Annotated in this window: 21 protein-coding genes and 2 tRNA genes; 7 read left to right on the top strand and 16 right to left on the bottom strand. The window is 67.9% G+C overall.

Going from position 1 to position 22,855, the window contains the following annotated elements; genetic code table 11:
• Nucleotides 1-25 precede the first annotated feature (25 nt).
• Nucleotides 26-112: transfer RNA gene (locus tag GE300_RS09455), tRNA-Leu, on the top strand.
• A gap of 41 nt (nucleotides 113-153) precedes the next feature.
• Here GE300_RS09455 and GE300_RS09460 read toward each other — a convergent pair.
• From GE300_RS09460 to GE300_RS09485, 6 genes are all read right to left on the bottom strand, one after another.
• A complete protein-coding gene (locus GE300_RS09460) occupies nucleotides 154-591 on the bottom strand; it encodes a DUF302 domain-containing protein (protein WP_233416898.1) in 438 nt (145 codons plus the stop codon).
• Between the two features lie 22 nt (nucleotides 592-613).
• Nucleotides 614-1,828 carry a flavin-containing monooxygenase gene (locus GE300_RS09465; protein WP_233416899.1) on the bottom strand — a complete coding sequence of 405 codons (1,215 nt, stop codon included), beginning with the start codon at nucleotides 1,826-1,828 and terminating at the stop codon, nucleotides 614-616.
• 124 nt (nucleotides 1,829-1,952) lie between these two features.
• Nucleotides 1,953-3,416, bottom strand: coding sequence for a helix-turn-helix transcriptional regulator (locus GE300_RS09470; RefSeq protein ID WP_233416900.1), 1,464 nt, complete (start codon nucleotides 3,414-3,416; stop codon nucleotides 1,953-1,955).
• Between the two features lie 261 nt (nucleotides 3,417-3,677).
• Nucleotides 3,678-5,420 (bottom strand): SulP family inorganic anion transporter, encoded by a 1,743-nt coding sequence (locus tag GE300_RS09475; RefSeq protein ID WP_154446308.1) that lies wholly within the window; start codon nucleotides 5,418-5,420, stop codon nucleotides 3,678-3,680.
• A 74-nt stretch (nucleotides 5,421-5,494) separates the two neighbouring features.
• Nucleotides 5,495-5,755: a helix-turn-helix domain-containing protein gene (locus GE300_RS09480; RefSeq protein ID WP_154446309.1), complete on the bottom strand. Its 261-nt coding sequence runs from the start codon at nucleotides 5,753-5,755 to the stop codon at nucleotides 5,495-5,497.
• Between the two features lie 504 nt (nucleotides 5,756-6,259).
• Entirely contained in the window at nucleotides 6,260-7,279 is a 1,020-nt protein-coding gene (locus GE300_RS09485) for an AraC family transcriptional regulator (protein ID WP_325063179.1), read from the bottom strand.
• A 154-nt stretch (nucleotides 7,280-7,433) separates the two neighbouring features.
• On the opposite strand from GE300_RS09485, the gene GE300_RS09490 reads away from it, so the two are divergent.
• Nucleotides 7,434-8,228, top strand: a complete 795-nt coding sequence (locus GE300_RS09490) for a class I SAM-dependent methyltransferase (protein WP_154446310.1) — start codon at nucleotides 7,434-7,436, stop codon at nucleotides 8,226-8,228.
• Between the two features lie 262 nt (nucleotides 8,229-8,490).
• Here the strand turns inward: GE300_RS09490 and GE300_RS09495 are convergent, their stop codons facing one another.
• A complete protein-coding gene (locus GE300_RS09495; RefSeq protein ID WP_154446311.1) occupies nucleotides 8,491-10,815 on the bottom strand; it encodes a Tex family protein in 2,325 nt (774 codons plus the stop codon).
• 387 nt (nucleotides 10,816-11,202) lie between these two features.
• On the opposite strand from GE300_RS09495, the gene GE300_RS09500 reads away from it, so the two are divergent.
• Nucleotides 11,203-11,853 carry a CDP-alcohol phosphatidyltransferase family protein gene (locus GE300_RS09500; RefSeq protein ID WP_154446312.1) on the top strand — a complete coding sequence of 217 codons (651 nt, stop codon included), beginning with the start codon at nucleotides 11,203-11,205 and terminating at the stop codon, nucleotides 11,851-11,853.
• Between the two features lie 42 nt (nucleotides 11,854-11,895).
• Here the strand turns inward: GE300_RS09500 and GE300_RS09505 are convergent, their stop codons facing one another.
• The 8 genes from GE300_RS09505 to GE300_RS09540 form a co-directional block, all read right to left on the bottom strand.
• Complete coding sequence (locus tag GE300_RS09505; protein WP_154446313.1) at nucleotides 11,896-12,960, bottom strand: AI-2E family transporter; 1,065 nt, start codon at nucleotides 12,958-12,960, stop codon at nucleotides 11,896-11,898.
• A gap of 91 nt (nucleotides 12,961-13,051) precedes the next feature.
• Nucleotides 13,052-13,990, bottom strand: coding sequence for an AEC family transporter (locus GE300_RS09510; RefSeq protein ID WP_154446314.1), 939 nt, complete (start codon nucleotides 13,988-13,990; stop codon nucleotides 13,052-13,054).
• Nucleotides 13,984-14,787, bottom strand: a complete 804-nt coding sequence (locus GE300_RS09515; RefSeq protein WP_154446315.1) for an MBL fold metallo-hydrolase — start codon at nucleotides 14,785-14,787, stop codon at nucleotides 13,984-13,986. Before GE300_RS09515 ends, GE300_RS09510 begins: the two co-directional genes overlap by 7 nt.
• On the bottom strand, nucleotides 14,780-15,580 hold the full coding sequence (locus GE300_RS09520) for a TatD family hydrolase (protein WP_154446316.1): 801 nt from the start codon (nucleotides 15,578-15,580) through the stop codon (nucleotides 14,780-14,782). The genes GE300_RS09515 and GE300_RS09520 overlap by 8 nt, the downstream gene beginning before the upstream one ends.
• 26 nt (nucleotides 15,581-15,606) lie before the next feature.
• Nucleotides 15,607-16,737, bottom strand: a complete 1,131-nt coding sequence (locus tag GE300_RS09525; RefSeq protein ID WP_154446317.1) for a DNA polymerase III subunit delta' — start codon at nucleotides 16,735-16,737, stop codon at nucleotides 15,607-15,609.
• A gap of 13 nt (nucleotides 16,738-16,750) precedes the next feature.
• The gene (tmk, locus tag GE300_RS09530) at nucleotides 16,751-17,413 is read right to left on the bottom strand and encodes a dTMP kinase (protein WP_154446318.1); all 663 of its coding nucleotides are present in this window, start codon (nucleotides 17,411-17,413) and stop codon (nucleotides 16,751-16,753) included.
• Between the two features lie 2 nt (nucleotides 17,414-17,415).
• A complete protein-coding gene (locus GE300_RS09535) occupies nucleotides 17,416-18,591 on the bottom strand; it encodes a D-alanyl-D-alanine carboxypeptidase family protein (RefSeq protein WP_154446319.1) in 1,176 nt (391 codons plus the stop codon).
• A 32-nt stretch (nucleotides 18,592-18,623) separates the two neighbouring features.
• On the bottom strand, nucleotides 18,624-19,520 hold the full coding sequence (locus GE300_RS09540; RefSeq protein ID WP_233416901.1) for an SPOR domain-containing protein: 897 nt from the start codon (nucleotides 19,518-19,520) through the stop codon (nucleotides 18,624-18,626).
• Between the two features lie 244 nt (nucleotides 19,521-19,764).
• Here GE300_RS09540 and GE300_RS09545 point away from each other — a divergent pair.
• The 4 genes from GE300_RS09545 (at nucleotide 19,765) to GE300_RS09560 (ending at nucleotide 20,935) form a co-directional block, all read left to right on the top strand.
• Nucleotides 19,765-19,852: transfer RNA gene (locus GE300_RS09545), tRNA-Ser, on the top strand.
• Nucleotides 19,853-19,927: 75 nt separating this feature from the next.
• Nucleotides 19,928-20,284, top strand: a complete 357-nt coding sequence (locus tag GE300_RS09550) for a hypothetical protein (RefSeq protein WP_154446321.1) — start codon at nucleotides 19,928-19,930, stop codon at nucleotides 20,282-20,284.
• On the top strand, nucleotides 20,281-20,472 hold the full coding sequence (locus tag GE300_RS09555) for a hypothetical protein (RefSeq protein WP_154446322.1): 192 nt from the start codon (nucleotides 20,281-20,283) through the stop codon (nucleotides 20,470-20,472). The genes GE300_RS09550 and GE300_RS09555 overlap by 4 nt, the downstream gene beginning before the upstream one ends.
• A 208-nt stretch (nucleotides 20,473-20,680) precedes the next feature.
• Nucleotides 20,681-20,935 (top strand): hypothetical protein, encoded by a 255-nt coding sequence (locus tag GE300_RS09560; protein WP_154446323.1) that lies wholly within the window; start codon nucleotides 20,681-20,683, stop codon nucleotides 20,933-20,935.
• Nucleotides 20,936-21,301: 366 nt separating this feature from the next.
• On the opposite strand, the gene GE300_RS09565 is transcribed toward GE300_RS09560, so the two are convergent.
• The gene (locus tag GE300_RS09565; RefSeq protein ID WP_154446324.1) at nucleotides 21,302-22,690 is read right to left on the bottom strand and encodes a hypothetical protein; all 1,389 of its coding nucleotides are present in this window, start codon (nucleotides 22,688-22,690) and stop codon (nucleotides 21,302-21,304) included.
• Between the last annotated feature and the right edge of the window lie 165 nt (nucleotides 22,691-22,855).

A 22,855-nucleotide genomic window follows, 5' to 3' on the forward strand; every position in this document is an offset into this window, starting at 1 on the left:
TGCTATAGCGCCTGCACCATTTCGTGCGGTCGTGGCGGAATTGGTAGACGCGCAGCGTTGAGGTCGCTGTGGGGTAACTCCCGTGGAAGTTCGAGTCTTCTCGACCGCACCAATTTTTACCGGCAAGCGGCTTGTTCGCGCTGGAGAAAATATCTATCGCGTCGCGGCCGAAGTGATGGCTTCGAGGACGCGGGACATCATGGTCAGGACCGGCGCGTCCGGGGGGATGTTCCACTCCGCCAGCATCTCTTCGGGTTGCTCATACGCCATCTCGGATCCTGCCGGCGTGTCGTAGACCAGGACCTTTCCGGGCAGATCGAGCGCGGCCATGCGGTCGGCCGAAAGCGCCTGCGCACCGATCCGGGGATCGCCGAAGATCACCAGCTGCACATCGCCGACATCGCTGCCGACGCTACGCACAGCGCCGCCGAAGTCGATCACGCCGAAGACCCGGCCACCCTGGGCTTCGACCGCTGCCTGCAAGTCGCCCACTGTCTGGTCCACGGAGCCGGACGTTGGCACGATGACCGGTTCAGCTGCCGCTGCCGAGGTAAAAACGGCGAGAACGGCGGCGGAGAGAATCCTGTTCATGTCTGCATCCTCCTTGCCTGTATCAACACGGGATCGAACGGCTCTGGCGGCGGTCGGACTCGGCAACCCAGGCTGCGACGCGACGCGCATCGCGCCCGACCCCCGCGATCATGGTCGATGAGACCGCGTACTGGAAATGAAGCCCGCTGAAGTAGAGGCCGTCGATGTCGGTGGCTCGGCCGAAGCGATGCCTCGGCTCGCCTTGCGGATCGAGCACCGGCAAATCGATGAAATCGAAGCCGGGATGATAGCCAGTGCACCAGATCACGGTGCTCGGGGCCAGCCTGTGGCCGTCTTCCGAGATCGCACATCCGGCCTCGATGCCGCTGATCCTGCCGATCCGGCGCACGCCGGCGCGCTGCAACTGACCCGGGCGGGTGCGTATCAGCGGCATTCCGTGGCCATGCATCTTGCGGCGGAACTTCTTTCCCATGGGCGTGCGCATCGTCAACAGGCGATGGAACAAGCCCCGAATGACGAGCCGTACCAGGATCTTGCGCCCCAGGAAGCCGGAGATATCAAAGGGGATGTGGCCCACGTCGCGCCCGGCCACCCAGACTTCATGCGTTGGTGCCAGATCCATGGCGATTTCCGCCCCCGAGTTGCCGGCTCCGACCAGCAGCACCGGTCCGGCCCCGATCTGGCCTGCGTTCCGGTACTGGTGCGAGTGCATCTGCACCACGTCTGGCGGAAGGTTCGCGGCAAAAGCCGGCACCCGCGGCTTCTGATAGCTGGCCGCCGCGATAACGACCTGCTGCGCCAGAAAGGTGCCGGCCGTGGTTTCGAGGCGGAATTGCCCGTCTGCCTGGTGCAATCTTTGCACCCGCGCGCCCAGACGCACCGGCAGCCGGTGGTGGGCAGCGTAGGTTTCCAGGTAATCGGCCATCTCATCCTTGGTCGGAAAGTGGTCGCGACCGCCGGGGAAGCGCAGACCGTCGAGCCCGTCGAACTTGGCCGGGGTGAACAGACGCAGGCTGTCCCAGCGGTTCCGCCAGACATCGCCGATGCGCTTTGCGCCGTCGAGGATGAGATGTTCGATGCCGCGTCGACTGAGGTGATAGCCGACCGAGAGCCCGGCCTGGCCCGCCCCGATGACGACGACCCGGTGTCGTTCCGGCGTCCCAGGGACTGCATTCGCCTGCGAGAAACTTTCCGGATGCGCCCGGAGCGCGCTTCCGGTCTCCAGCAGATCCGCCGGATGTTGCGCCCGCGCCGGTTTCGCATTCTGCATGGTCATCGCTTCGCTCCAGATGTGCGGACTGTCTGGAGACGAGCGTAGCCGGCGCGCATCGGCCGGTCATCGTACAGACGCCCCATGTCGGCGCGGCCGCAACTGGGGTGTCTGCCCCATGCCGGCGAAATCAGATCATGCCGTTCCTGAATCCCTTGGCGACCGCGGCGGAACGGGAGGAGACGCCCAGCTTGTTGAAGATATTCTCGACGTGTCGGTTCACCGTCTTCGGGCTGAGGCCGAGATCGTCGGCGATGGCTCGGTTGGAGCCGCCTTCCGCCAGCAATGCCAGCACCTCGCGCTCGCGCGAGGTAAGCTCGCCGTGGGTGCGCTCACCGCGGAGCTTGCGAAGACGGGTAAGATCGGGTTCGGCGCCAAGTTCGAGGAAGGTCTTCTCGGCGGCTTGCAGTTCCAGCGCCGCACTTTCGGTGTCTCCGAGCGCGATGCATCCGCGCGCGATTTCGACGCGCAGACGCGCGGCAAGGTAGGGAGCGCCGAAACCCGACCAAAAGCATCGCGCGCGGATCAGCGCGGCGACCCCGCCGGCGGCGTCACCGCGCGCCAGAGCCAGTGTGCCGCAGCCCTGATCGGCGATACGGGCCAGAATCTCCGTTCCGAAGATGCCGGCAATTTCGGTCATCCCAGCACAGAGATCCTCGGCACCCTCGAGGTCGCGGCACGCGATGAGGATCTCGATGCCGGCCGGGAGCAGTGCGGTCTTGCGCGGCATGTCAGCTGCGGTCTCGATCGAGCGGCGGATCATTGCCGCGGCCTCGTTCGCTCGCCCCTGCGCAAGCCGCAGCAGCGCCAGTCCAGGTTGCGGGTCGATGGCGATTTCGCCGGCCCGCCGATACTCCGCTTCGGCGTCCTTGTGGCGCCCTTGCAGACGCAGGATCTCGCCGCGCCTGTAGGCGGCGGTGGCCATGGCGGTCCGTTCGGTCGTTCCCTTCAAACCCTCTCCTGCGCGATCCGCCTCGGCATATGCTTCCGCCCAGTTGCCCTCGAGCTGGAGCACTTCTGCCCGGTGCACCTGGCAGACGCCGTTGAAGGCCTTGGCTTGCGGGTTGCGACGACACCAGGCGTCGAGGATGGCGGTCCACTCGCGGGCGCGCACCATCTCCTGCACCCGGCAGCAGGACGCGACGATCTCGCAATAGCAGACGCCACAGACGATCGGCGACAGCCGACCGCTGTTGGCGAGAAGCATCGCTTCGTCGATGGGGCCATAGCCCTCCTCGATCCGACCCACCCGGAACAGGATGCCGCCCTTGAGGCTGCCGGCGAGCGCGATCAGGTCGTCATCCCCAGCCGCATCGCCGATCGCCAGCGCCCCGTCGGCGGCCTCGATGGCTGCCTCGTAGTTCCCCTGTCCGCGAAGCATGAAGACCTGCGGCAGCATCAGATAGCCCCGCTGGACGCAGTCGCGCGGTGTCGCCTCCGCGTGCCTTGCGGCACGATGCAGCCAGCCCGATCCGAGACCGACCTCGCCGATCATCATGTTGCGCAGGCCGCTCCAGAACGCCGTCCTCGCGCAGTTTTCGTGGTCGCCCTGCGCTTCATGGTGGGCGTACAGCCGTTCCAGGGCCGCCAGCATTTCCGCATCCCGGGCTGCGAGTCCCGCAGCCCATGTCAGCGCTTCGAGATCTGGCACATCCAGCGCAGCTTCGGCATCTGCCCGCAGGTACAACTCGGTCGCATCGGCCCAGGAGCCGCGATTGTATGCAGCCCTTGCCGCGTCGATCCTATGAGAACGATCACTTGCCATGCTTTCTGCGGAAGGTAGCGAAGATACCCGGATTTCGCCAGATCGGGCCTTCGCGAGGCAATCAGGATTCGGTCCCGGATTCTGGCGACGTCACGCGATGCCGGATGCCGGCATCACGCTGCCTTGATCGGCGAGGACGGCTTTGCGGACTTGCGCGAGAGCCTCGTCCACCGATGTGGCATGGTTGACCAACGGATGCTTCAGGCCGTGGGCCGCGAAGATGCGCCGGTTGTCCCGGCTTGCACCCGTAAGCCAAAGCGCGACGCCCTGCTTCTGCGCGTTGCGGGCAAGTCCCTCGATCATGTTGGCACCGGTCGAGTCGAGGAAGGGGACGGACGAGAAATCGACGATTAGCGCCTTGTGGGCGTCCTGGATGCGATCGAGCACGGAGCCGATGGAGGCGGTCGCCCCGAAAAACAGCGCGCCGGTGATCCGGTAGATGACCACGTCAGGGTTCTGGGCCTGGTCCTCGTGGTATTCGCCGCGTGGGTGGGCGGTGTCCGGCTCGTCGTGACGGACGAAGGCGCCGCCCGTCACAACATCTGTTGCCCGGCTCATGCGGTGAATGAAAAGGACCGCCCCGAGTGCGAAGCCGACGACGATGGCTTCGGTCAGATCGCGGAAGATGGTCAGGAAGAAGGTGGCGCCCAGTACCGTCGCCTCGCCCCAGCCCGAGCGGATGAGGATGGCGATGGCCGATTTCTCGATCATGTTCCAGGCAACGACGGCCAGCACGCCGGCAAGCGCGGCCAGCGGGATGTACGAGGCGAGCGGCGCGGCGACCAGCATGAACAGGAACAGGAATGCGGCGTGCAGCATGCCGGCCACCGGACCATGCGCGCCGGCCCGAACATTGGTCGCGGTCCGCGCGATGGTGCCTGTCACGCAGAAGCCGCCGAAAAGAGACGATCCGATGTTGGCCGCGCCTTGGGCCACAAGTTCGCAGTTCGAACGGTGGCGGCGTCCGGTCATGCCATCGGCGACCACGGCCGACAGAAGCGACTCGATGGCGCCCAGCAAGGTGAATGAGATTGCCGCGGGCAGGATCGCGAGGACCGTTTCCGCCGAGAGCGACGGCAGGCTCGGCGCCGGCAGCGACGAGGGGATGCCGCCGAATTTGCTGCCGATCGTCTGCACCGGCAGCGTGAGCAGGGCGGTGGCGGCGGCGGCAAAGCCGACGGCGATCAGCATCCCCGGCCAGTGCGGGCGCCAGCGTCGCAAGCCGAGGATCACGGCGACCGTGGTGACGGCGACGCCAAGGGCGGCCGGCGTCAGGCTCGCCCGTGCGTCCCAGAGTGCCGGCACCTTTCCCAGCAGTTCGCCCGGTTCGTTCTCCAAGGTCAGTCCGAACAGTTCCCTGACCTGGCTGGCGAAGATGATCACCGCGATCCCGGCCGTGAACCCGACCGTGACCGGAAAGGGAATGAACTTGATGAATGTGCCGAGGCGCAGAAAGCCGACGAGCGCAAGCATCAGCCCCGACAGGAATGTGGCGAGGATCAGCCCCTCCATCCCGTGTTGGGCCACGGTGGCGGCGACCAGCACGATGAAGGCGCCGGCCGGCCCGCCGATCTGGAAACGCGATCCGCCGAGGAGCGACACAAGAAAACCGCCGACGATGGCCGTATAAAGCCCCTGAGCCGGGGTCGCGCCGGACGCGATAGCGATGGCCATAGAAAGCGGCAGCGCCACGATGGCGACGGTCAGTCCCGCGATGGCGTCTGCCCTCAACTGCGCCAGGCCATAGCCTTCGCGCAGGACGGTGACGAGTTTCGGGGTGAAGAGTCCGGCAAAGTCCGGCGCGTCGCTCTGTCTTGTGGTCTGGTCTTTCATCTGTGGCCGCACCTTCGAGGGTTGCGGCGGGATCGTCGGCATGTCGTCGGCGGTCGCCGTCGCGGGTTGAGGGATCAGGGTTTCGGTGAAGGCACCTTCAGTCGCACGCCGCGCCCCCTTGCCGTGCTGACAGAGCCTTCGCCGATCAGTTCGATGCCGGCGAGTTCAAGTGCCTCGACGACCTTGGTCAGGCTGTCCACGATTCCGCGCACGTTGCCGCTGCCGGCTTCCATGCGCTGGATCGTCGGCACGGACAGCCCCGCCAGCTTGGCCAGGGTCTTCTGATCTATGCCGAGAAGGGCGCGCGCCGCGCGCATCTGTGGACCCGTGATCATGATGCATGTCCTGAACGTGACAACAGATGTTTAGTACATGCATGCTGATATGTCGAACATCATTTATACTGGCGGCCCGAAGCGGTGAAGGGTCGAGGGTGAAGACTGAAGCCGAGCAATCGATGCGCAGCCGGCAGCGATGTCTCCGGGGGCGCACAGGAACGCGCCGTCGTTCGCGATGCCGAGCGGCAGGAAGGTCCCGCCTGAGCCGGTTTCCGTACGCGCGGCAAAGTCTGGATTCTGTGGCCTTCGACTCGGATGCCTCGCCGCAGAGCCGGGTCCACATCGCGCTGGGGCCGCGATGTTGCGCTGCGGAGGATGGCTTCGCGGACCCGGCCGGTGCCCACGGCGCAGACGGTCATCGCCCCTCGAACACCTACCGCGATGCTGCGGCTGGAGTTTCGGGCATTCTCGGCACCGCGAACCCACTGCCGCGCCAATCGCACAGAGCGCGGACACTGCCCACTTTTGCTCGCAGGCGGCGCCGAGTCCCGAAAGCGGCGCCTAGATGCCCGCGATCGCATTCGCGCGCCAGCGGGCGGGTGACACACCGACGGTTTTCTTGAACACCCGGCTGAATGCCGCTTCCGATTCATACCCTATTTCGTGTCCGACACTGGCCACCTTCATGGAGCTGTCGGCAAGCAGGCGAGCGGCAATCTGCATGCGCCAGAGGGTCAGGTACTGCATCGGAGAATGCCCGATCAGGTGGGTGAAGCGCGCGACCATGGCGGAACGCGACATCGCCGCTTCCTTGGCCAGCGCTGCGAGGGTCCAGTGATGCGCGGGGGCTTCGTGGATCACCGCCAGAACCTTGCCGATCGCCGGGTCGCGCAGACCCGACAGCCAGCCGGTCTCGTGCGCGGGCAGGGACTGCACGAACAGGCGGATCACCTCGACGAAGATCAGTTCGCTCAGCCTCATCCGGATCGACTCGCCCCCCAGGCGCGGCAGGCGCGCGTCGGTGAGCGTCAGGTCGATCAGGCGGCCGAGCAGGTCCCTCTGGTCGTTTCTGGACCAGTTCACGCGCAAGAGGCGCGGCAGCGTAGAGAGCAGCGGGTTGAAAGGGCGCATGTCGCAGCCGAGGAACCCGCACATGTACTCCGCGCCACCTGGGCCGCCGCCGCCTTCGCGCATCACGAAGGGCACTTTGCCCGCCATCCAATCGCGGAAGAAGGCGATGGTCGCCGTCCGGTCGAACTCGGGCGTCTGGCCGGGCGCGCTCAGCAGCGCATACGGGTCGCCGTGCGCAAGCACCAGGATGTCGCCGGCCTCGAACCATGTTGACGCGACGCCGGGGATCTCGATCCAGCCCGCGCCCTTCAGAATGATGTGGTAGGAGATCACATGCTGCGCGCGCGGCAGGATGATCGGGGAATAGTCCTGCGCCCGCGGGATCTCCACGCCCCAGGGGGTGGACGCGTCCACGAGATGAAACACCGCGCCGGTGAGCTTCACCATCCGCAGGGCATCGGTCAGAGGATCGGTGGCCGAGTCCTGGCAGAGTACCGGCAGTTCGGACACGGCCGTTCCCTCACAGGGTATCGACCGGAACTGCATCATGGACGATCCGGCAAGCGACAGGGACTTCCGATCATGGTCTTGTGCCATGGCGCAGGCTAGCTTCGGCGCGGGGGAATATCCAGCCGGTGTTCCCCGGTCCCGGAGGAGAAAGGCGATGAAAGTTCTGCAGGAAACGCGCCCGCCAGCCGAAGTATACAATGCCCAGTTCGTGCCGGCCCTGTTCGCGCAATGGGGGCCCGTGGTCTCGGCGGAAGCCGGCGTGCAGGCGGGCGACCGTGTGCTCGACGTGGCCTGCGGGACGGGGGCCCTGACCCTCGCCGCCGCACGGATCGCCGGCCCGTCGGGCGCAGTGGTCGGGCTGGACGCCAACCCGGACATGCTGGCGGTCGCGCGCCGCAAGCCGGCGAATATCGAGTGGCTCGAGGGAACGGCCGAGGCCCTGCACCTGCCGGACAACAGCTTTGACGCCGTCGTCAGCCAGTTCGGCTTCATGTTCTTCGAGGACAAGCCGAAGGCGCTGACCGAGATGATGCGGGTCCTGAAACCCAGGGGCCGGCTGGCCGTCGCGGTCTGCGATGCGGTCGAGAACTCGCCGGGCTACGGCGCCTTCGCGCTCTTGCTCGACCGTCTCTTCGGAACGGAGGTCGGAAACGCCTTTCGCGCCCCCTTCAGCCTGGGCGACGCCGCGCAGTTGCGGGACATCTGCCGCGCGGCGGGCCTCGCCGACGCAGAGATCGTCAGGCGCGACGGCAAGGTTCGCTTTGCGTCGATCGACGCGATGGTCTCGACCGAGCGGGCCTGCGTGTGGACACTCGGAGGCATCCTGTCCGACGACCAGTTCGAGCGGCTCCTCCGCGAATCGGAGAAAGCGCTGGAGCCGTTCACCCTCGAAGACGGGTCGGTCGAGTTCGACATGCCGACGCTCATCATCAAGGCACAAAAGCCCTAGCGGCCGCCTGCGGCATGTTTATGTCGTTCAGTGCCGCATCGGCCAGTTCCCCTGTTCGAGTACTTTGCCCCGGTCTGGCCCCCGGTTTGGCCCCCGGCCTCTCCGCCAGGCGCGGGTGGCGCACAGCGGAACGGCATGAAACGTTCTGGCGGATGAATTCAGCGAAACGAAGGGTTCGATCCCGGGACGCCGGATCACCCGGCCCCAAGCGCGGGTCCGCAGATCGTCCACTTGCCGCCGTGCGGGCGGCCGGGGGCGGTCATCAACGCTTTTTATTCATGGCGTCGCGCAGCGCGGCACCCAGCGCGCCGCCGTCGCCTGCCGCGGTCCGGCCGCCGTCCGCCGCCGGTTTCGCGCCGTGCCGGCGCGGCTTGGCGGCCGTCGTCCCGCGGTCGGACCGCTTGTCGGCAGAACCCGCGCCGCCGTCCTTGCGCATGCTCAGCCCGATGCGCTTGCGCGGGATATCGACCTCGGTTACCCGGACCTTCACCACGTCGCCGGCCTTCACCACCTCGTGCGGGTCCTTCACGAACCGGTCGGCCAGTTGGCTGATGTGCACCAGCCCGTCCTGATGCACGCCGACGTCGACGAAGGCGCCGAAGGCGGCGACGTTGGTGACCGTGCCCTCCAGCAGCATCCCCGGCTTGAGATCCTTGATGTCCTCGACGCCGTCGGCGAAGGCGGCGGTCTTGAAGCTGGGGCGTGGGTCGCGGCCGGGTTTCTCGAGTTCCGACAGGATGTCGCGCACCGTGGGCAGGCCGAAGGTTTCGTCCACGAAATCGTCAGCGCGCAGCCCGTTCAGCGCCTGCGGATCGCCCATGATCGCGCGAATGTCGCGGCCGCAGGCGTCGACGATGCGCCGCGCGAGACCATACGCCTCGGGGTGTACGGACGAGGCGTCCAGCGGCTCGCTTCCGTCGCGGATCCGCAGGAAACCGGCGCACTGCTCGAAGGCGCGCGGGCCGAGGCCGGCGACCTTCAGCAGCGTCTTGCGCGACGGATAGGCCCCGTGCGCGTCGCGGTGATCGACTACGGCCTGCGCCAGCGACGGGCCCAGACCCGAGACATGCGCCAGCAGCGGCGCGGATGCCATGTTCAGATCCACGCCGACCGCGTTCACCGCGTCCTCGACCACCGCCTCGAGCGTCTGCGACAGGCGGCGCTGGTCGACGTCGTGCTGGTACTGGCCGACGCCGATGGACTTCGGCTCGATCTTCACCAGTTCGGCCAGCGGGTCCTGCAGCCGCCGCGCGATCGAGACCGCGCCGCGCAGGCTGACGTCCAGATCCGGGAATTCCTTCGCCGCCAGTTCCGATGCGGAATAGACCGAGGCCCCGGCCTCGGACACCACGACCCTGGTGGGTCTGGCGGTGCCGTCGGGCAGCAGGCGCAGGGCGTCGGCGACCATGCGCTCGGTCTCGCGGCTGGCGGTGCCGTTGCCGATGGCGATCAGCTCGACGCCGTGGCGGCGGACCATCTCGATCACCCTGGCTTCGGCGGCCCGCAGATCGTTCTTCGGCTGGAACGGGTACAGCGTCGCGGTCTCGACCAGCTTGCCGGTGGCGTCGACCACCGCCGCCTTGACCCCGGTCCGGATGCCGGGATCCAGCCCCAGCGTTGCCCGCGCCCCGGCCGGCGCCGCCAGCAGCAGATCCTTGAGGTTGCGTGCGAAGACGGCGATCGCCTCCTCGTGTGCGCGCTTGCGCAGTTCGGACATCAGGTCGACATACATCGACAGGCTCAGCCTGACGCGCCAGGTCCAGCCGGCGGCGGCGCGCAGCCAGCGGTCGCCGGGGGCGTCGCCGGGCGCGCCGATCTGCGCCGCGACCATCGCCTCGGCCCGCGCCACGCCGCCATCCGGATCGGGGGCGATGTCGACGGTCACCACCTCTTCCCTGGCGGCGCGCAGGATCGCCAGCGCCCGGTGCGAGGGAATGTCGGACCAACGCTCGCGATGATCGAAATAGTCCGAGAACTTGGCGCCGTCCGCCTCCTTGCCCTCGATCACGCGCGCGGTGATCAGCGCCTCCTTCCGCATGAAGTCGCGCAGCCGGCCCAGCAGGTCGGCGCTTTCGGTCAGGTTCTCGGCCAGGATGTCGCGGGCGCCGTTCAGGGCGGATTTCACGCTGCCGACCTCGGCGCTCAGATAGGCTTCGGCCAGGGTCTCGGGCGCGGCGGAACGGTCGTCGAGGATGGCACGCAGCAGCGGCTCCAGCCCGTTCTCGCGGGCGATCATCGCCCTGGTGCGGCGCTTCGGCTTGTAGGGCAGGTAGATGTCCTCGAGCGTGGCCTTGGTGTCGGCTGCGAGGATCTGCCGGGACAGCGCGTCGGTCAGCTTGCCCTGGTCGCGGATCGACTGCAGGATCGTCGCCCGCCGCGCCTCGAGCTCGCGCAGGTAGGACAGCCGGTCGGCCAGGGTGCGCAGCTGGGTGTCGTCCAGCCCGCCGGTCGCCTCTTTCCGGTAGCGGGCGACGAACGGCACGGTGGCGCCGCCGTCCAGCAGGTTCACCGCCGCGCTGACCTGGGCGGGCCGGGCGTCGATGGTATCCGCGATGTTCCGGGCGATGCGGTCGGCTGTGGCGTCCAAGGCGGGCTCCTCCTGTGTCGGAAGACCCGATGTAGCCAAGTCGGACAGGGCCGCCAAGGGGGCGCGTGCGGCGTGGCACGGCGGCGCCTTGAGGCTGCGGACGCCAAGCCGCTGGGCGAACTGGCGTTTCGGCCGCAGCGAGGGGGGAGTGAAATTGACCGATCCTCGCGACGCGGCTAGCGTCGCGTGGGCGCGAAGCGCAGGCGGCGTCGGCGGCGTGGCCTGTTGCGGCACACGACCGGCTCAAGCTGAAGTTATTCGCCATCCGGCCGGGTTTTCGCATAGGCCACAGAGTGATTGCGCAGTCAGCCGGAGAATGCACATGAACACTGCACGATGCGCGCCGGCGCGCGTACTGGGCGAACCTTCGGCGCCGGGGCGCCGGGCATGATCGACGCGGCGCTGATCCCGCTGCAGGCGAGGCTGCTCGCGCCGCCGGCGCGGCTGCTGGCGCGCGCCGGCGTCGAGGCCAACGCGATCACCGTCGCAGGCTTCGTGATCGGTGTGGCGACAGTACCCGCGTTGGCGGCGGGATGGTACTGGATCGGCCTGGCGCTGCTGGGACTCAGCCGGCTGGCAGACGGGCTGGACGGGGCGGTCGCACGGATCAACGGGCCCACCGACCGCGGCGCCTATCTGGACATCGCGCTGGATTTCGCCTTCTACGCGGTGTTTCCGCTGGGCTTCGCGCTGGCCGATCCGGCGAATGCGCTGCCGGCGGCGGTGCTGGTTGCGGCCTTCACCGGCACCGGTTCGTCCTTCCTGGCCTTCGGCATCATCGCGACCAAGCGCGGCGAGACTGCCGACGCATATCCCACCAAGGGCATCTACTATCTCGGCGGTCTGACCGAGGGGTTCGAGACGATCCTGGTCTTCGTGCTGATGTGCCTGTGGCCGGCCGCATTCCCGCTGCTGGCCTACGGCTTCGCCGCGGCGTGCGCGATTACCACGTTGTCACGCTGGTTCATGGGCTGGCGCGCCTTTGCGCCGCCGGGCGCGCGGAAGATCGTCGGTACCGTGAACCCGGCACGCGAGTAAGCGGCGGCGGCCGCCGGGCGCGGGCGATGCCGTGAGGAAAGCCTATTCGGCTGCGGGCCCGGCCTCGCGCCGGGGCCCGGCCTCGCGGGCGGTGTGCACCGGCGCGACCGTCGCTGCCGGGGGGCGGGCCTGCTCCCACAGGCCGTTCGCCATCAGCAGCAGCGGGATCGCGATGAACCCGCCCACCGGCCCCCAGAGCCACAGCCAGAACACCAGCGAGAAGAACACCAGCAGCGGGTTCACCGACATGTGCCGCCCGACCAGCGCGGGGGTGATGAACTGTCCCTCGGCGACGTTGAGCGCGACGAACACCAGCGGCGGCAGCAGGATCGCCGCGCCGTCGTAGACCACGATGCCGGACACCGCCAGGCTGAGCGCGACCAGCGCCGGGCCGAGGTAGAGGATGTAGTTCATCGCGGCGGCAATCACACCCCACAGGATCGGCGAGGGCATGCCCAGCAGGTGCAGCGCCAGCGCCACCGATGCGCCGAAGCAGAAGTTGATGACCGAGATGGTCAGGAAATAGTGCGAAACCGTGTGCTCCACGCGCTCGATCTGCGCCCGTTCGAGCCGCGGCAGCAGCCGGGCGATCCCGTCATACACCTCGGCGCGGGTCAGCAGGAAGAAGAACAGACCGCCGACGAAGATCAGGATCTGCGCCGCCAGCGACGGCGCCAGCAGCAGCGCGTCGGTCCAGGTGGGAATGTTGCCGCCCTCGCGGTTCTCTGCCTGTTCGCCCAGCGTCTCCGAGACCTCGTCCGAGAACTGCATCAGCCCGTTCAGCCGCGTCTGGATCTCGGTGAAGGTGCCGCGCACCTCGTACCAGATAGCCGGCGCCCGCTCGGCGATGCTGCTGACCGGCGGCTCGAGCAGGACGATCAGCAGGGCCAGCACCCCGAGGCCGAAGATCAGCGCGAACAGCGCGTTCAGCACCCGCGGCAGGTGCAGACGCTCGCCCAGCCGGAGCAGCGGCGACAGCACCACGCCGATCACCAGCGCCAGCAGCAGCGGCGCAAAGACCGCCTCGGCCAGCGACAGCACGACGAACATCGCGACGGCGGCCAGAAAGACCACCGCACCGCGGTACAGCGTATCGGAAATCGTCATGGGTCTGCCCTGCAGCCGCTGTGTCGCGCCGGAACCAAATCCCCGTCGCGGCGCGACCTTACCCGAGCCGCCCGGCAGTGAAAAGCCGCCCCTAGAGCAGCGACAGCAGCGACAGCCAGCCCCAGACCGACAGCAGCGACAGCGTCGTGGCCAGCATCACCGTGCTGGCCGCGGCGCCCTCGGCGCGGTTGTAGAGCGTGGCGAAGATGTAGGTGTTCACCCCCGGGGCCATCGCCGCGACCGTGACCGCGGCCTTGACGAACAGGATCGGCAGGCCGAAGACGCCATAGGCCAGCGCGAAGGTGATCGCCGGATGCACGATCAGGCTGAGCGCCGAGGTCATCAGCGCCTCGCCGATCGAGGCGCGGATGGTGTAGCGCGTCAGCACCCCGCCGAGGGCGAACAGCGCCACCGGCAGCGCCGAGCGCACCACCATGTCCACCGAGTCCTGCAGCGGCTGCGGCAGCGACAGACCGGTCAGGTTGGCGGCGAACCCCAGCGCGATGCCGACCATCAGCGCGTTGCGCAGCATGGCGCTCAGCACGGCCCGGGCGGTGTCGGCGGCGCCGCGGCCGTCGGCACGGCTGATCTCCATCACCGTGATGCCGAGGAAATAGCAGAACGGCGCGTGCACCGAGATGATGGCGATGGCGGCGGCCAGCGCCTCGCCGCCGTAGGCGCGTTCGACCAGCGGGATGCCCAGGATCACCGAGTTCGAGAACAGCGAGCCGAAGCCGATCGCCACCGCCTCGCCGGGGCGGCGGCGGAACAGCAGGCGCGCGCCAACGATCCCCAGCACGAAGGTCGTCGTCGCGGCGGTGTAGAACGAGATTAGCATGCCGGGATTGAAGACCGCGGCGATGTCCATGTTCCGCGTCGCGTTGAACAGCAGCAGCGGGATCGCGAAGGCCTGGGTGTAACGGTTCAGGCTGTCGATCAGCCCGTCCTTGAAGTAGCCGCCGCGCACCAGCGCATAGCCGGTCGCGGTGACCAGAAAGACCGGCAGCACGACCTGGACCAGCGTCAGCATGGCAATTCGAACCGCAGGGTCATGCCGTCATGGGCCGGGGTGACGTTGTCGGGGGTCTCGGCATCGACGGTGGCATGATCCATGTCGATATGCATATTGGTCAGCACGCCGCGACGGGCGCCCGAGCGGGCGATCCAGTCCAGCGCGGTGGACAGGTGGATGTGCGTCGGGTGCGGCGTGTAGCGCAGCGCGTCGAGAATCCAGCATTCCAGCCCCTGCAGCAGCGTCCAGTTCTCCTCGGGCATCGCCGACACGTCGGGCAGGTAGGCCAGATCGTGGATCCGGAAGCCGAGCGCGCCCATGTGGCCATGCTCGACCCGGAACGGGATGAACGGGATCGCGCCGCCGGGCCCGTCGATGCGGAACGGCCCGTCGATCGGCTGCATCTGCAGGATCGGCGGATAGGCGCTGTTCTTCGGCTGGGTGAAGGCATAGCCGAAGCGCGCGTGCAGCGATGTCGCGGTGGGCTCGTCAGCCCAGACCGGCAGGCGGGACCGGCGGTTGAACACCACCATGCGCAGATCGTCCAGGCCGTGGGTGTGGTCGGCATGTTCGTGGGTATAGACCACCGCGTCCAGCAGCCCGACCTGCGCATCCAGCAGCTGCGCGCGCAAATCCGGCGAGGTGTCGACCAGCACCCGCGTCACCGCGTCGCCGTCGTGGCGTTCCACCAGGATCGAGCAGCGCCGGCGCCGGTTGCGGGGCTCGTTCGGATCGCACGCGCCCCAGAACCCGCCGATGCGCGGCACACCGCCGGACGAGCCGCAGCCGAGGATGCGCACCACCAGGTCAGGCATCCGGCGTCCAGCGCGCGGCCTTGTCGAACAGGCGGTCGAAATTGGCGGTGGTGCGCGCGGCGAACTCGGCGGCGCTCAGCCCGAATATCTCGGCGCCGACGGCGGCGGTGTGCGCGGTGTAGGCCGGCTCGTTGCGCTTGCCGCGATGCGGCATCGGCGCGAGATAGGGGCTGTCGGTCTCGACCAGAACCCGCTCGGGCGGCGCGGCGGCGAAGATCTCGCGCAGTTCGGTGGATTTCCTGAACGTGGCGATGCCCGACATCGACAGGTAGAACCCCAGATCCAGCGCGGTCCGCGCCAGCGCCGCACCGGACGAGAAGCAGTGCATCACGCAGCTGTAGGCGCCGGCGCGGTGTTCCTCGGACAGAATGCGGGCGATGTCGTCATCGGCGTCGCGGGCGTGGATGATCAGCGGCAGACCGGTGCGGCGCGCGGCCTCGATGTGGACGCGCAGGCTGGCCTGCTGCACCTTCGCGGTGTCGGCGGTGTAGTGGTAGTCCAGCCCGGTCTCGCCGATGCCGACGAATTTGGGATGTGCGGCCAGCGCGACCAGCTGCTCGACGGTGGCCATCGGCTGTTCGGCCACGTTCATCGGATGGGTGCCGGCGGCGTAGAACACCGGATCGTGCGCCTCGGCGATGGCGCGGACCTTCGGCTCGCCACTCAGCCGGGTGCAGATCGTGACCATGCGGGTGACGCCCGCGGCGACCGCGCGGGCGACGATCTCGTCCGTCTGGCCCTCGAAATCCGGGAAATCCAGGTGGCAGTGGCTGTCGACCAGGGCAGGGGGCATTCAGGCTCTTGGGCTGGGCCAGCGGTTCAGGCGGCGGCGGGCCGGATCCGGCTGGCGGTTCGTTCGATCGCCAGCAACATATCGAGGATCACCTGTTCGGGGTCAAGGTTCACCGCCCGCGCGTGGCCGGTGCGCTCGGTCAGCGTGGCGTGGGTCTCGGCCCAGGCGCGCGCCGCGGCCGGGTCGGGCGACAGCCGGGCGGCGATCGGCGCCTCGGCCTCGGTCAGATCCGCGGTCATGCCGGCGCCGGCCCGTGCCAGACGCGCCACCGCCCGTTCGGTCAGCGTCACGATCATCCGGTAGGTCGCGTCGTTGGCTCGTCCGGCGGCCTTTTGCGCCAGGGCGGCGATCGCCTGGCGGTCCATGCGCGGCGCCTGCGCCAGCAGCGTCAGGATCGCCGGCCAGATCTCCAGCCCGCCGCCCTCGAGCAGGCCGACGGCTTCGCCGACCGAGCCGCCGCTCAGCCGGTGCAGCGTGTCGACCTGGTCCAGCGGCTGCTCCGCCGCCTGCAGCGCCCGACCCAGGTCCTCGGCCGACAGCGGACCCAGGCGCAGGGTGCGGCAGCGCGAACGGATCGTCGGCAGAAGCCGCGCCGGCTGGTGGTTGACCAGCAGCAGCACGGTGTTCGCGGGCGGCTCCTCGAGCAGTTTCAGCAGCGCGTTGGCGGCGGCGGTGTTCATCTCGTCGGCCGGGTCGATGATCGCCGTGCGCCGGCCGCCGTCGGTCGCAGACAGCGCGAAATGGGATTTCATGCGCCGGATCTCGTCCACCGTCAGCTGGGTCTTCAGGCGCTTGGCCTTCTCGTCCCAGCCACGGCGGCAGAGGTAGATCGCCGGCTCCGCCAGCGCCGCGGCGCGGCGCGTCACCGGATGCTCCGCCGGCAGATCCAGACTGGCCGGGGAGGGGGCATCGCCGAACAGGCCCGTGTCCTGCCCCGGCGCCGGCGTCGCCGCCAGGAACCGCGCGATCCGCCAGGCGAGCGTCGCCTTGCCGATCCCGCGCGGCCCGCTGAGCAGCCAGGCATGGTGCAGCCGGCCCGAGGCATGGGCGTCGAGGAACTCTGCCTCTGCCGCCTCGTGCCCGAAGATCGCCGTGCTGTGGCGCGGGTGCGGCGCGCCTTCGATCCGGTCCGGCTCGGGGATGCTGTCGTCGCTCATGCCGGGGCGGGTATCACGTCACGCCGGCCGGGCCCAGCCGCCGGGCGAGCAACGGCTCCACCGCCGCCCAGATCCGCGCGGCCACCTGGTCCGGCGCGCCGGCGCCGTCGATCAGGCGGCAGCGGTCGGGCGCATCCTCGGCAAGCCTGCGGAAGCCCTCGGCAAGCCGTTCCTGGAAAGCGGCGCCCATGTCCTCGAACCGGTCCTCGCCGCTGGACCGCGCCAGGCCGCGGGACAGCGCCGCCCGCGGGTCCATGTCGACGATCAGCGTCAGGTCCGGTTCGGTGGCGATCATCAGATCGTGCAACGCGTCCACGGTCCGGCGCAAATCCGCGCGCGCGGCGCCCTGGTAGACGCGGGTGCTGTCCGCGAACCGGTCGCACACGACGATCACCCCCCGCGCGAGCGCCGGCAGGATCACCCGCTCCAGATGGTCGCGGCGGGCGGCGGTAAACAGCAGGATCTCGGTTTCCGGCGACCAGCGGGCCGGGTCGCCCTCGACCAGCAGCGACCGGATCGCCTCCGCCCCCGGAGAGCCGCCGGGCTCGCGCGTCAGGTGCACCGCGATGCCGCGTTCGCGCAGCCGCTCGGCCAGCAGCCCGGCCTGCGTCGACTTGCCCGAGCCGTCGATCCCCTCCAGGCTGATGAACAGGCCGCGCCGGCCGGCTCCGCCCATGCCTATCCGCCGGCTCCGAGCGCGGCCGTCATCGCTCGGCCCATCAGCACCTGCGCCGTGGCCTGAAGCTTGGACATGAAGCCGCCGCGACCGACGCCTTCCGCGGCCTGCAACGCATGCCGCGTCTCGCCCACGCCGGGCACGGTGACCACCAGTTCGGCGACCGGCTGCCCCTTCTCGATCGGCGCCTCGATCGGGCCGGAATACTCGACCCAGGTGGTGATGTTGTCCTTCTCCGCCCACGGCACGACCGCGGTCACCGCGTCGGCGGCGACCAGCGGAACCTGCCCCGCCGCGCCGATCCAGACGTCGGCCGTCGCGATGGTCTCGCCGGCGCGGAACAGCTCGCGCGAGGTGAACTCGCGGAACGCCCAGGTCAGAAGCCGCTCGCTTTCGGCGACCCGTTCCTGCGAGCTGCCCAGGCCGGTGACCACCATCGTCACGCGGCGGCCGTTCTGTACTGCCGAGCCGACCAGGCCATAACCGGCCTCTTCGGTGTGGCCGGTCTTCAGCCCGTCCGCGCCCAGGTCGAGGTTGAGCAGCGGGTTGCGATTGTACCGGTTGGACGGCGCGCGGCCGTCGAAATCGTACTCGCGTACCGAGAAGTACTCGTAGTACTGGGGAAAGCGCTCGATCAACAGCGTGCTCAGCCGCACCAGGTCGCGGGCGCTCATCCGGTGGTCGGGATGCGGCCATCCGGTGGAATTGGCGAAGGTGGAATCGAGCATTCCCAGTTCCCGCGCGCGGACGTTCATCTGCTGCGCGAAGGCCGTCTCGGTGCCGGCCAGCCGTTCGGCCAGCACCACGCAGGCATCGTTGCCGGACTGCACGATGACGCCCAGAATCAGATCCTCGACCCGCACCTTGTCCGTGGTGTCGAGGAACATGGTCGAGCCGCCCATCTGCTGCGCCTGCTGCGAGACCGGCAGCCGCTCGTCCAGCGACAGCCTGCCGGCTTCCAGCGCCTCGAACACCATGAACAGCGTCATCAGCTTGGACATCGACGCGGGCGGCAGCGGCACGTCGGCGTCCTTTTCCAGCAATACCGTGCCGGTGGCGTGATCCACGACCAAAGCCGATCGCGCGGCAGTCTCGAATGCCGCGGCCGACAGCGGCGCGAGCAGAAGCGCCGCCGCGGCGGCAAGCGAAAGCAGGGTGTCGCGCGGTTTGCTGATCATGCGTTTCCTCCTATGGCGCCCGGTCGCGGCGATCACCTGGCCGCGAACGCGTCGCGATACCCGAGGCCCTTGATCTTGGCCAGTGCCGTGTTGAAGGCGGCACCGCCGGCGAACGGTCCGGCGACCACCCGGAACATCGGCGCGCTGTCGCTGCCGTGGCGGCGGATCTCGCCGTTCAACCCGTTGTCCTTCAGCCGCTTGAGGGTCAGTTCGGCGCCGTCGCGGTTGCCGCCGTTGACCACCTGGATCCACGTTCCGGACGCCGAGACGGCGGGTGCTGCGGCGGGTGCTGTGGCGGCGGGCGGCGTGGCCGCCGCCTCGACCGCGGCCAGCGCGGTCGTCTCCAGCGCCGCGGTGTCGATGCCGGCGTGGGCCGGCGCTGCCGCCGGCACGGGTGCCGGTGCGGCCGGCGCGGGGGCGACGGTGCCGGGAATGGCGGCAGTCGAGACCCCGTCCACCGAGAACACCTGCCCGGCGGCGACAGCCGGCGTCGGCGCGGCGGCCGGATCGGGCTGCACGGGAACGACCTCGCGCCGCAGCACCACGATCTTCATGTCGGTCAGCGTGCCGGGCAGCATCGCCAGCGCCTCGGCGGCGTTCTGCGAGACCATGATCGGCGGTCCGGGCAGGTTGTCCTCTTTCTGGAACAGCGCGCCCTCGATGGCGCGGCCGTTGGCCTGATTGACGATGCGCACGCGCTCGGCCTTGACGTTGGCGGCGACCGCGACCCACTTGTCGCCGAAGCTGAACCGCCCGTCCCACAGGCCCTTCGCCTCGAGCGCGAAAATGTCGGGCCGCTCGATGTCGCGTTCCTGGACCCGCACGTTCTGCGCCGGTGCCGCAGGCGCGCCGCTGGCCGATGCCGCGGCCGCACCCGTGGCGTCACCAAGCCCGTCCAGCCGGCCGCAACCACCCAGGGCGGCGGTCAACAGGAGGACCCCCAGGACATGCCTGCGGCGGATGCTTGCCTTTTGCCTGCTCATACTGCTCCCTCTCGGCAGCCCCGGATCCCGCTCTCTGGCGGCTGTCCGGGGAAACGCACCTGCCCCACCCGCGGGTGGGCTAGATATTGCGTGACAGACTATCGGATGTGCCAGTGATTGGGAAGCGACGAAACCCCGGCTTGGCGGGATCTTGCCCCCCGTCGCGGCCCGGTGTACCCCCGCACCGGACGGAGGTGTGGCCGAGCGGTCGAAGGCACTGGTCTTGAAAACCAGCAGGGGGCAACCCTTCGTGGGTTCGAATCCCACCGCCTCCGCCAGCCATTGTTTAATATCAAGGTCTTACAGGGATTTTTGTGCGCGGAACACCATCTGTCCCCACAGTTGGAGAGCGCTTGAAAATGACCGCTTCAGACACGCTTTACGCCCTTGCCGCCCAGGCTGCCGAAATTCGCCACGAAGACGCGCGACAGCGCGTATACTTGGCCTGTGAAGTCCTCCAGGTCAGCCCGCCCGAATCCCTGTTGGATGAGGACGGCGCGCCATCAGATGCATGCATCAACTTTGTCTGCGACAACGGGCTTTCGCTGGACTGGCTCTTTCGCGGAGACGTGCGCCCCCTACTGCGCGCGTCCCGTGAGTTGCTAAACCTTCGGGATGCGCTGGAACCGCAGGTCGAGCGGCTGAACAATGCGATTGGCGACAACAGCAGATGGCCCGACGATCTGCCAACCGGTCGAGGCGAACAATGAGCGCCGCCGACCGTATCGCCCGCGCCTTCGCCCATATCCCCGCCGAGGATCAGCCTTTCGCGGAGAACCTGTTTATGCAGGTGGTCGCCGCCGTGAAGGCCGGTAAGCCCCAATCGGAGATTGACCGGTACATCAGCCGGGAGATTGAACGGCACCGATCAGAACGGCCCTGCGCCGCCCCTGAGTAACGATAGGCCCCGCTTCGGCGGGGCTTTTCACTTGCAGGCGAATCCCACGGTAGTTACTATTCTATGAAATCGTCCCAGCGTCACGGGTTAGAGCCAACTCGCAGACGGGGCGTTACCGGCAACGGTAGGTGCGGCATCACCCTAAACTGGTGCGGCAGAGGCTCACTCCCTGAAATCGCGCGATGTGCGCAAACCTTGGAGCATTCCGATGCCGATGACCGAATTCAAATCAACACCCGCCGAACGCCTCGAAAAGCGGTGCGCCCAGCGCCTCAAGAAACACGGCTTCAAGTTGGCGAAACGTGGAGGCTATGCGATCTACTGCTACAATGAGGTTGTCGGCGGTTGGGTCGAAGCGGATGGCCTTACACCCGTCCCATACTCCCTTTGCCTTGAAGACGTTATCCGGCTGACGCATGAATACGCGGCGGAAGCCGAAGTCGCTGAACTAGAGGTAAGCTAAGGTTTGTTAAGGTGAAGGGGAGGCGATCAACTACCCCCCCTTCACCGGCCCCTTAGCGGCCATGCGCGCCGATGGATAGCGCGAATATTCGGGGACGGCTCGCGGCTGGCTGTTACTTGCCGCCCCCATGACGCCCGCACCATGCGAACGCCATATCTCACCGGGGACTACCGCCCCCGAAACCTTCCTCGGCATTCACAACCCGAAGCTTGCGCCGCCCGCGTGCGCTCGACAGGTACGCATCGAATTCGTCTTGGCTGCGGAAATGCAGCACGGCCACGTCTAGTTGTGGTTCCGGTGATGCCGCTGCGCCGCCTGTAGAGCCGCCTACGCCGCCCTTGAGCACGTTTAGTGCCGATGGCCCGATCATGTGGTTAGGCGTGACGCTCGCCCGCGCGGCAGGTTCACGATTTCCGGGCCGCGTTCCCCGACTACGGCAGGCCCGCCCGGTGCGAAGTTCGTGCCGCGTGCGAAGAACGGCAGGCCCGACAGCAGCCCCTTACCGGCTTCCTGCCCGAATAGGGTGGCAAGCGGTCCCTCGCCAAACAACGCCGCCTGTAGCAGCACCTTGGCGAATGCCTTGGCGATGTTGCCCAGGGTGCCGATAAAGTTCTCGCCTTCCACGATGGCGTCAATAATGCCGTCTTTAAGTGCTGCGGTCTGACTCGCGTAGAATTCCGCCTGCTGTGCCCCTTGGCGCTGTTCCTCGGTCAGCCGCCCGACCGTCGCGGCTTGCTGGTCGATCAGGTCGCGCAGGGTTTGCCCGGTCTCTATCTCGCGCTCGTCCAGGTCCAGCTTGCGCCGCTTGGCCTCGTCTAGCAGCAGGTACTTGTGGGTGAGTTCGGCAATCTCCGCATCGGTCTTCCCGATCAACTCTATCTGCCGCTCAAGCTGCGTGATCTGCTCTTGGCTGATATCCAGAATCGACGGTTCATCGGTCTTGGCCTTGGCTTTCGATCCGCCCCCGCCGCCGCTCGACTGGCCCGCCTTGGCGCGTTCTTCGCGGACCTTGGCAAGCTGTTGCCGGTACTTCTCGGCCTCGACAGCCGCGTTGATATAGGCGGTGCGCTCGCCCTCCAGGACCGCCGCCGTATCGTTATCCAGAATCTCGGTAGGTACGTTTACTTGGCTATCGAAGCGGTGCGCAGCCAGAGCGCCAGCCTTGCCTAGCGGGTCGCCCTCAAACTCAAGTTCGATCCGCGCTTGTTCGACAGCATCCAGACCGGACGTTGCCAGCCCTTGAGCGTTCGCCAGCGCTCGGCCAAGCTGATCAGCCAGAGCGCCCGCGCTCGCCGCAGCCCCGCTAAAGTCGATAGTGCCAGCCGCACCGGCCACGCCACGCGCGCCGCTTTCGCTTTCTTCCAGGCGTCGGACAATCTCGACTAGTTCTTCTTCGTTCGCCTCAAGCGCAGCCTGCATGAGCTGCACCTTTTCCTCGGCAGATCCGGCCTTGTTGACGATATCGGACAGCGCCGCGAATTGCTTAGAGCGGAGAACGTCGCCAGCCTTCGCCGCGTCGGCCATGCGGTCGGCCAGTTGGGCATAGGCCGCCGCCGCCTGTTCGCCCGGTTCCGCCGCGTCGATAGCGGCCAGTTCTTCCCCGAATAGGCCGATAGCCTCGGCAATGGTCGTCAGCCGTTCGCGCGCATCCTCAAGGGACAGGCCCACCGGATCAGCGGTCGCCGCCTGCAATTGCTCGACAGCCCGGAACACCTCGTCACCGGCCCCGCCGATGGCCTGCAACCGTGCTGCCACGCGCGCCAGATCACCGTCACCGTCTTGGATGGCTTGCAGCCCTTCGCGGATCTCGGCCAGGAATTCGTTACCTGTCGGATCGTTGAATTGAGCTGCCCCCCGAAAATCGGACAGTGACGGAAGCTACGATCTGACGTCTGCTGGTCTCCAAGAACGAGGAGAACA

Origin of the sequence: Halovulum marinum (assembly GCF_009697225.1) — a bacterium.
Classification (GTDB): Bacteria; Pseudomonadota; Alphaproteobacteria; order Rhodobacterales; family Rhodobacteraceae; genus Halovulum; species Halovulum marinum.

Excerpts from the sequence above, each read along its gene's own strand:
- GE300_RS09460 (WP_233416898.1), bottom strand. The coding sequence starts at position 591 with ATGAACAGGATTCTCTCCGCCGCCGTTCTCGCCGTTTTTACCTCGGCA.
- GE300_RS09465 (WP_233416899.1), bottom strand. The coding sequence starts at position 1,828 with ATGACCATGCAGAATGCGAAACCGGCGCGGGCGCAACATCCGGCGGAT.
- GE300_RS09470 (WP_233416900.1), bottom strand. The coding sequence starts at position 3,416 with ATGCTGGCGGCCCTGGAACGGCTGTACGCCCACCATGAAGCGCAGGGC.
- GE300_RS09475 (WP_154446308.1), bottom strand. The coding sequence starts at position 5,420 with ATGAAAGACCAGACCACAAGACAGAGCGACGCGCCGGACTTTGCCGGA.
- GE300_RS09480 (WP_154446309.1), bottom strand. The coding sequence starts at position 5,755 with ATGATCACGGGTCCACAGATGCGCGCGGCGCGCGCCCTTCTCGGCATA.
- GE300_RS09490 (WP_154446310.1), top strand. The coding sequence starts at position 7,434 with ATGAAAGTTCTGCAGGAAACGCGCCCGCCAGCCGAAGTATACAATGCC.
- GE300_RS09500 (WP_154446312.1), top strand. The coding sequence starts at position 11,203 with ATGATCGACGCGGCGCTGATCCCGCTGCAGGCGAGGCTGCTCGCGCCG.
- GE300_RS09505 (WP_154446313.1), bottom strand. The coding sequence starts at position 12,960 with ATGACGATTTCCGATACGCTGTACCGCGGTGCGGTGGTCTTTCTGGCC.
- GE300_RS09510 (WP_154446314.1), bottom strand. The coding sequence starts at position 13,990 with ATGCTGACGCTGGTCCAGGTCGTGCTGCCGGTCTTTCTGGTCACCGCG.
- GE300_RS09515 (WP_154446315.1), bottom strand. The coding sequence starts at position 14,787 with ATGCCTGACCTGGTGGTGCGCATCCTCGGCTGCGGCTCGTCCGGCGGT.
- GE300_RS09520 (WP_154446316.1), bottom strand. The coding sequence starts at position 15,580 with ATGCCCCCTGCCCTGGTCGACAGCCACTGCCACCTGGATTTCCCGGAT.
- GE300_RS09525 (WP_154446317.1), bottom strand. The coding sequence starts at position 16,737 with ATGAGCGACGACAGCATCCCCGAGCCGGACCGGATCGAAGGCGCGCCG.
- tmk (WP_154446318.1), bottom strand. The coding sequence starts at position 17,413 with ATGGGCGGAGCCGGCCGGCGCGGCCTGTTCATCAGCCTGGAGGGGATC.
- GE300_RS09535 (WP_154446319.1), bottom strand. The coding sequence starts at position 18,591 with ATGATCAGCAAACCGCGCGACACCCTGCTTTCGCTTGCCGCCGCGGCG.
- GE300_RS09555 (WP_154446322.1), top strand. The coding sequence starts at position 20,281 with ATGAGCGCCGCCGACCGTATCGCCCGCGCCTTCGCCCATATCCCCGCC.
- GE300_RS09560 (WP_154446323.1), top strand. The coding sequence starts at position 20,681 with ATGCCGATGACCGAATTCAAATCAACACCCGCCGAACGCCTCGAAAAG.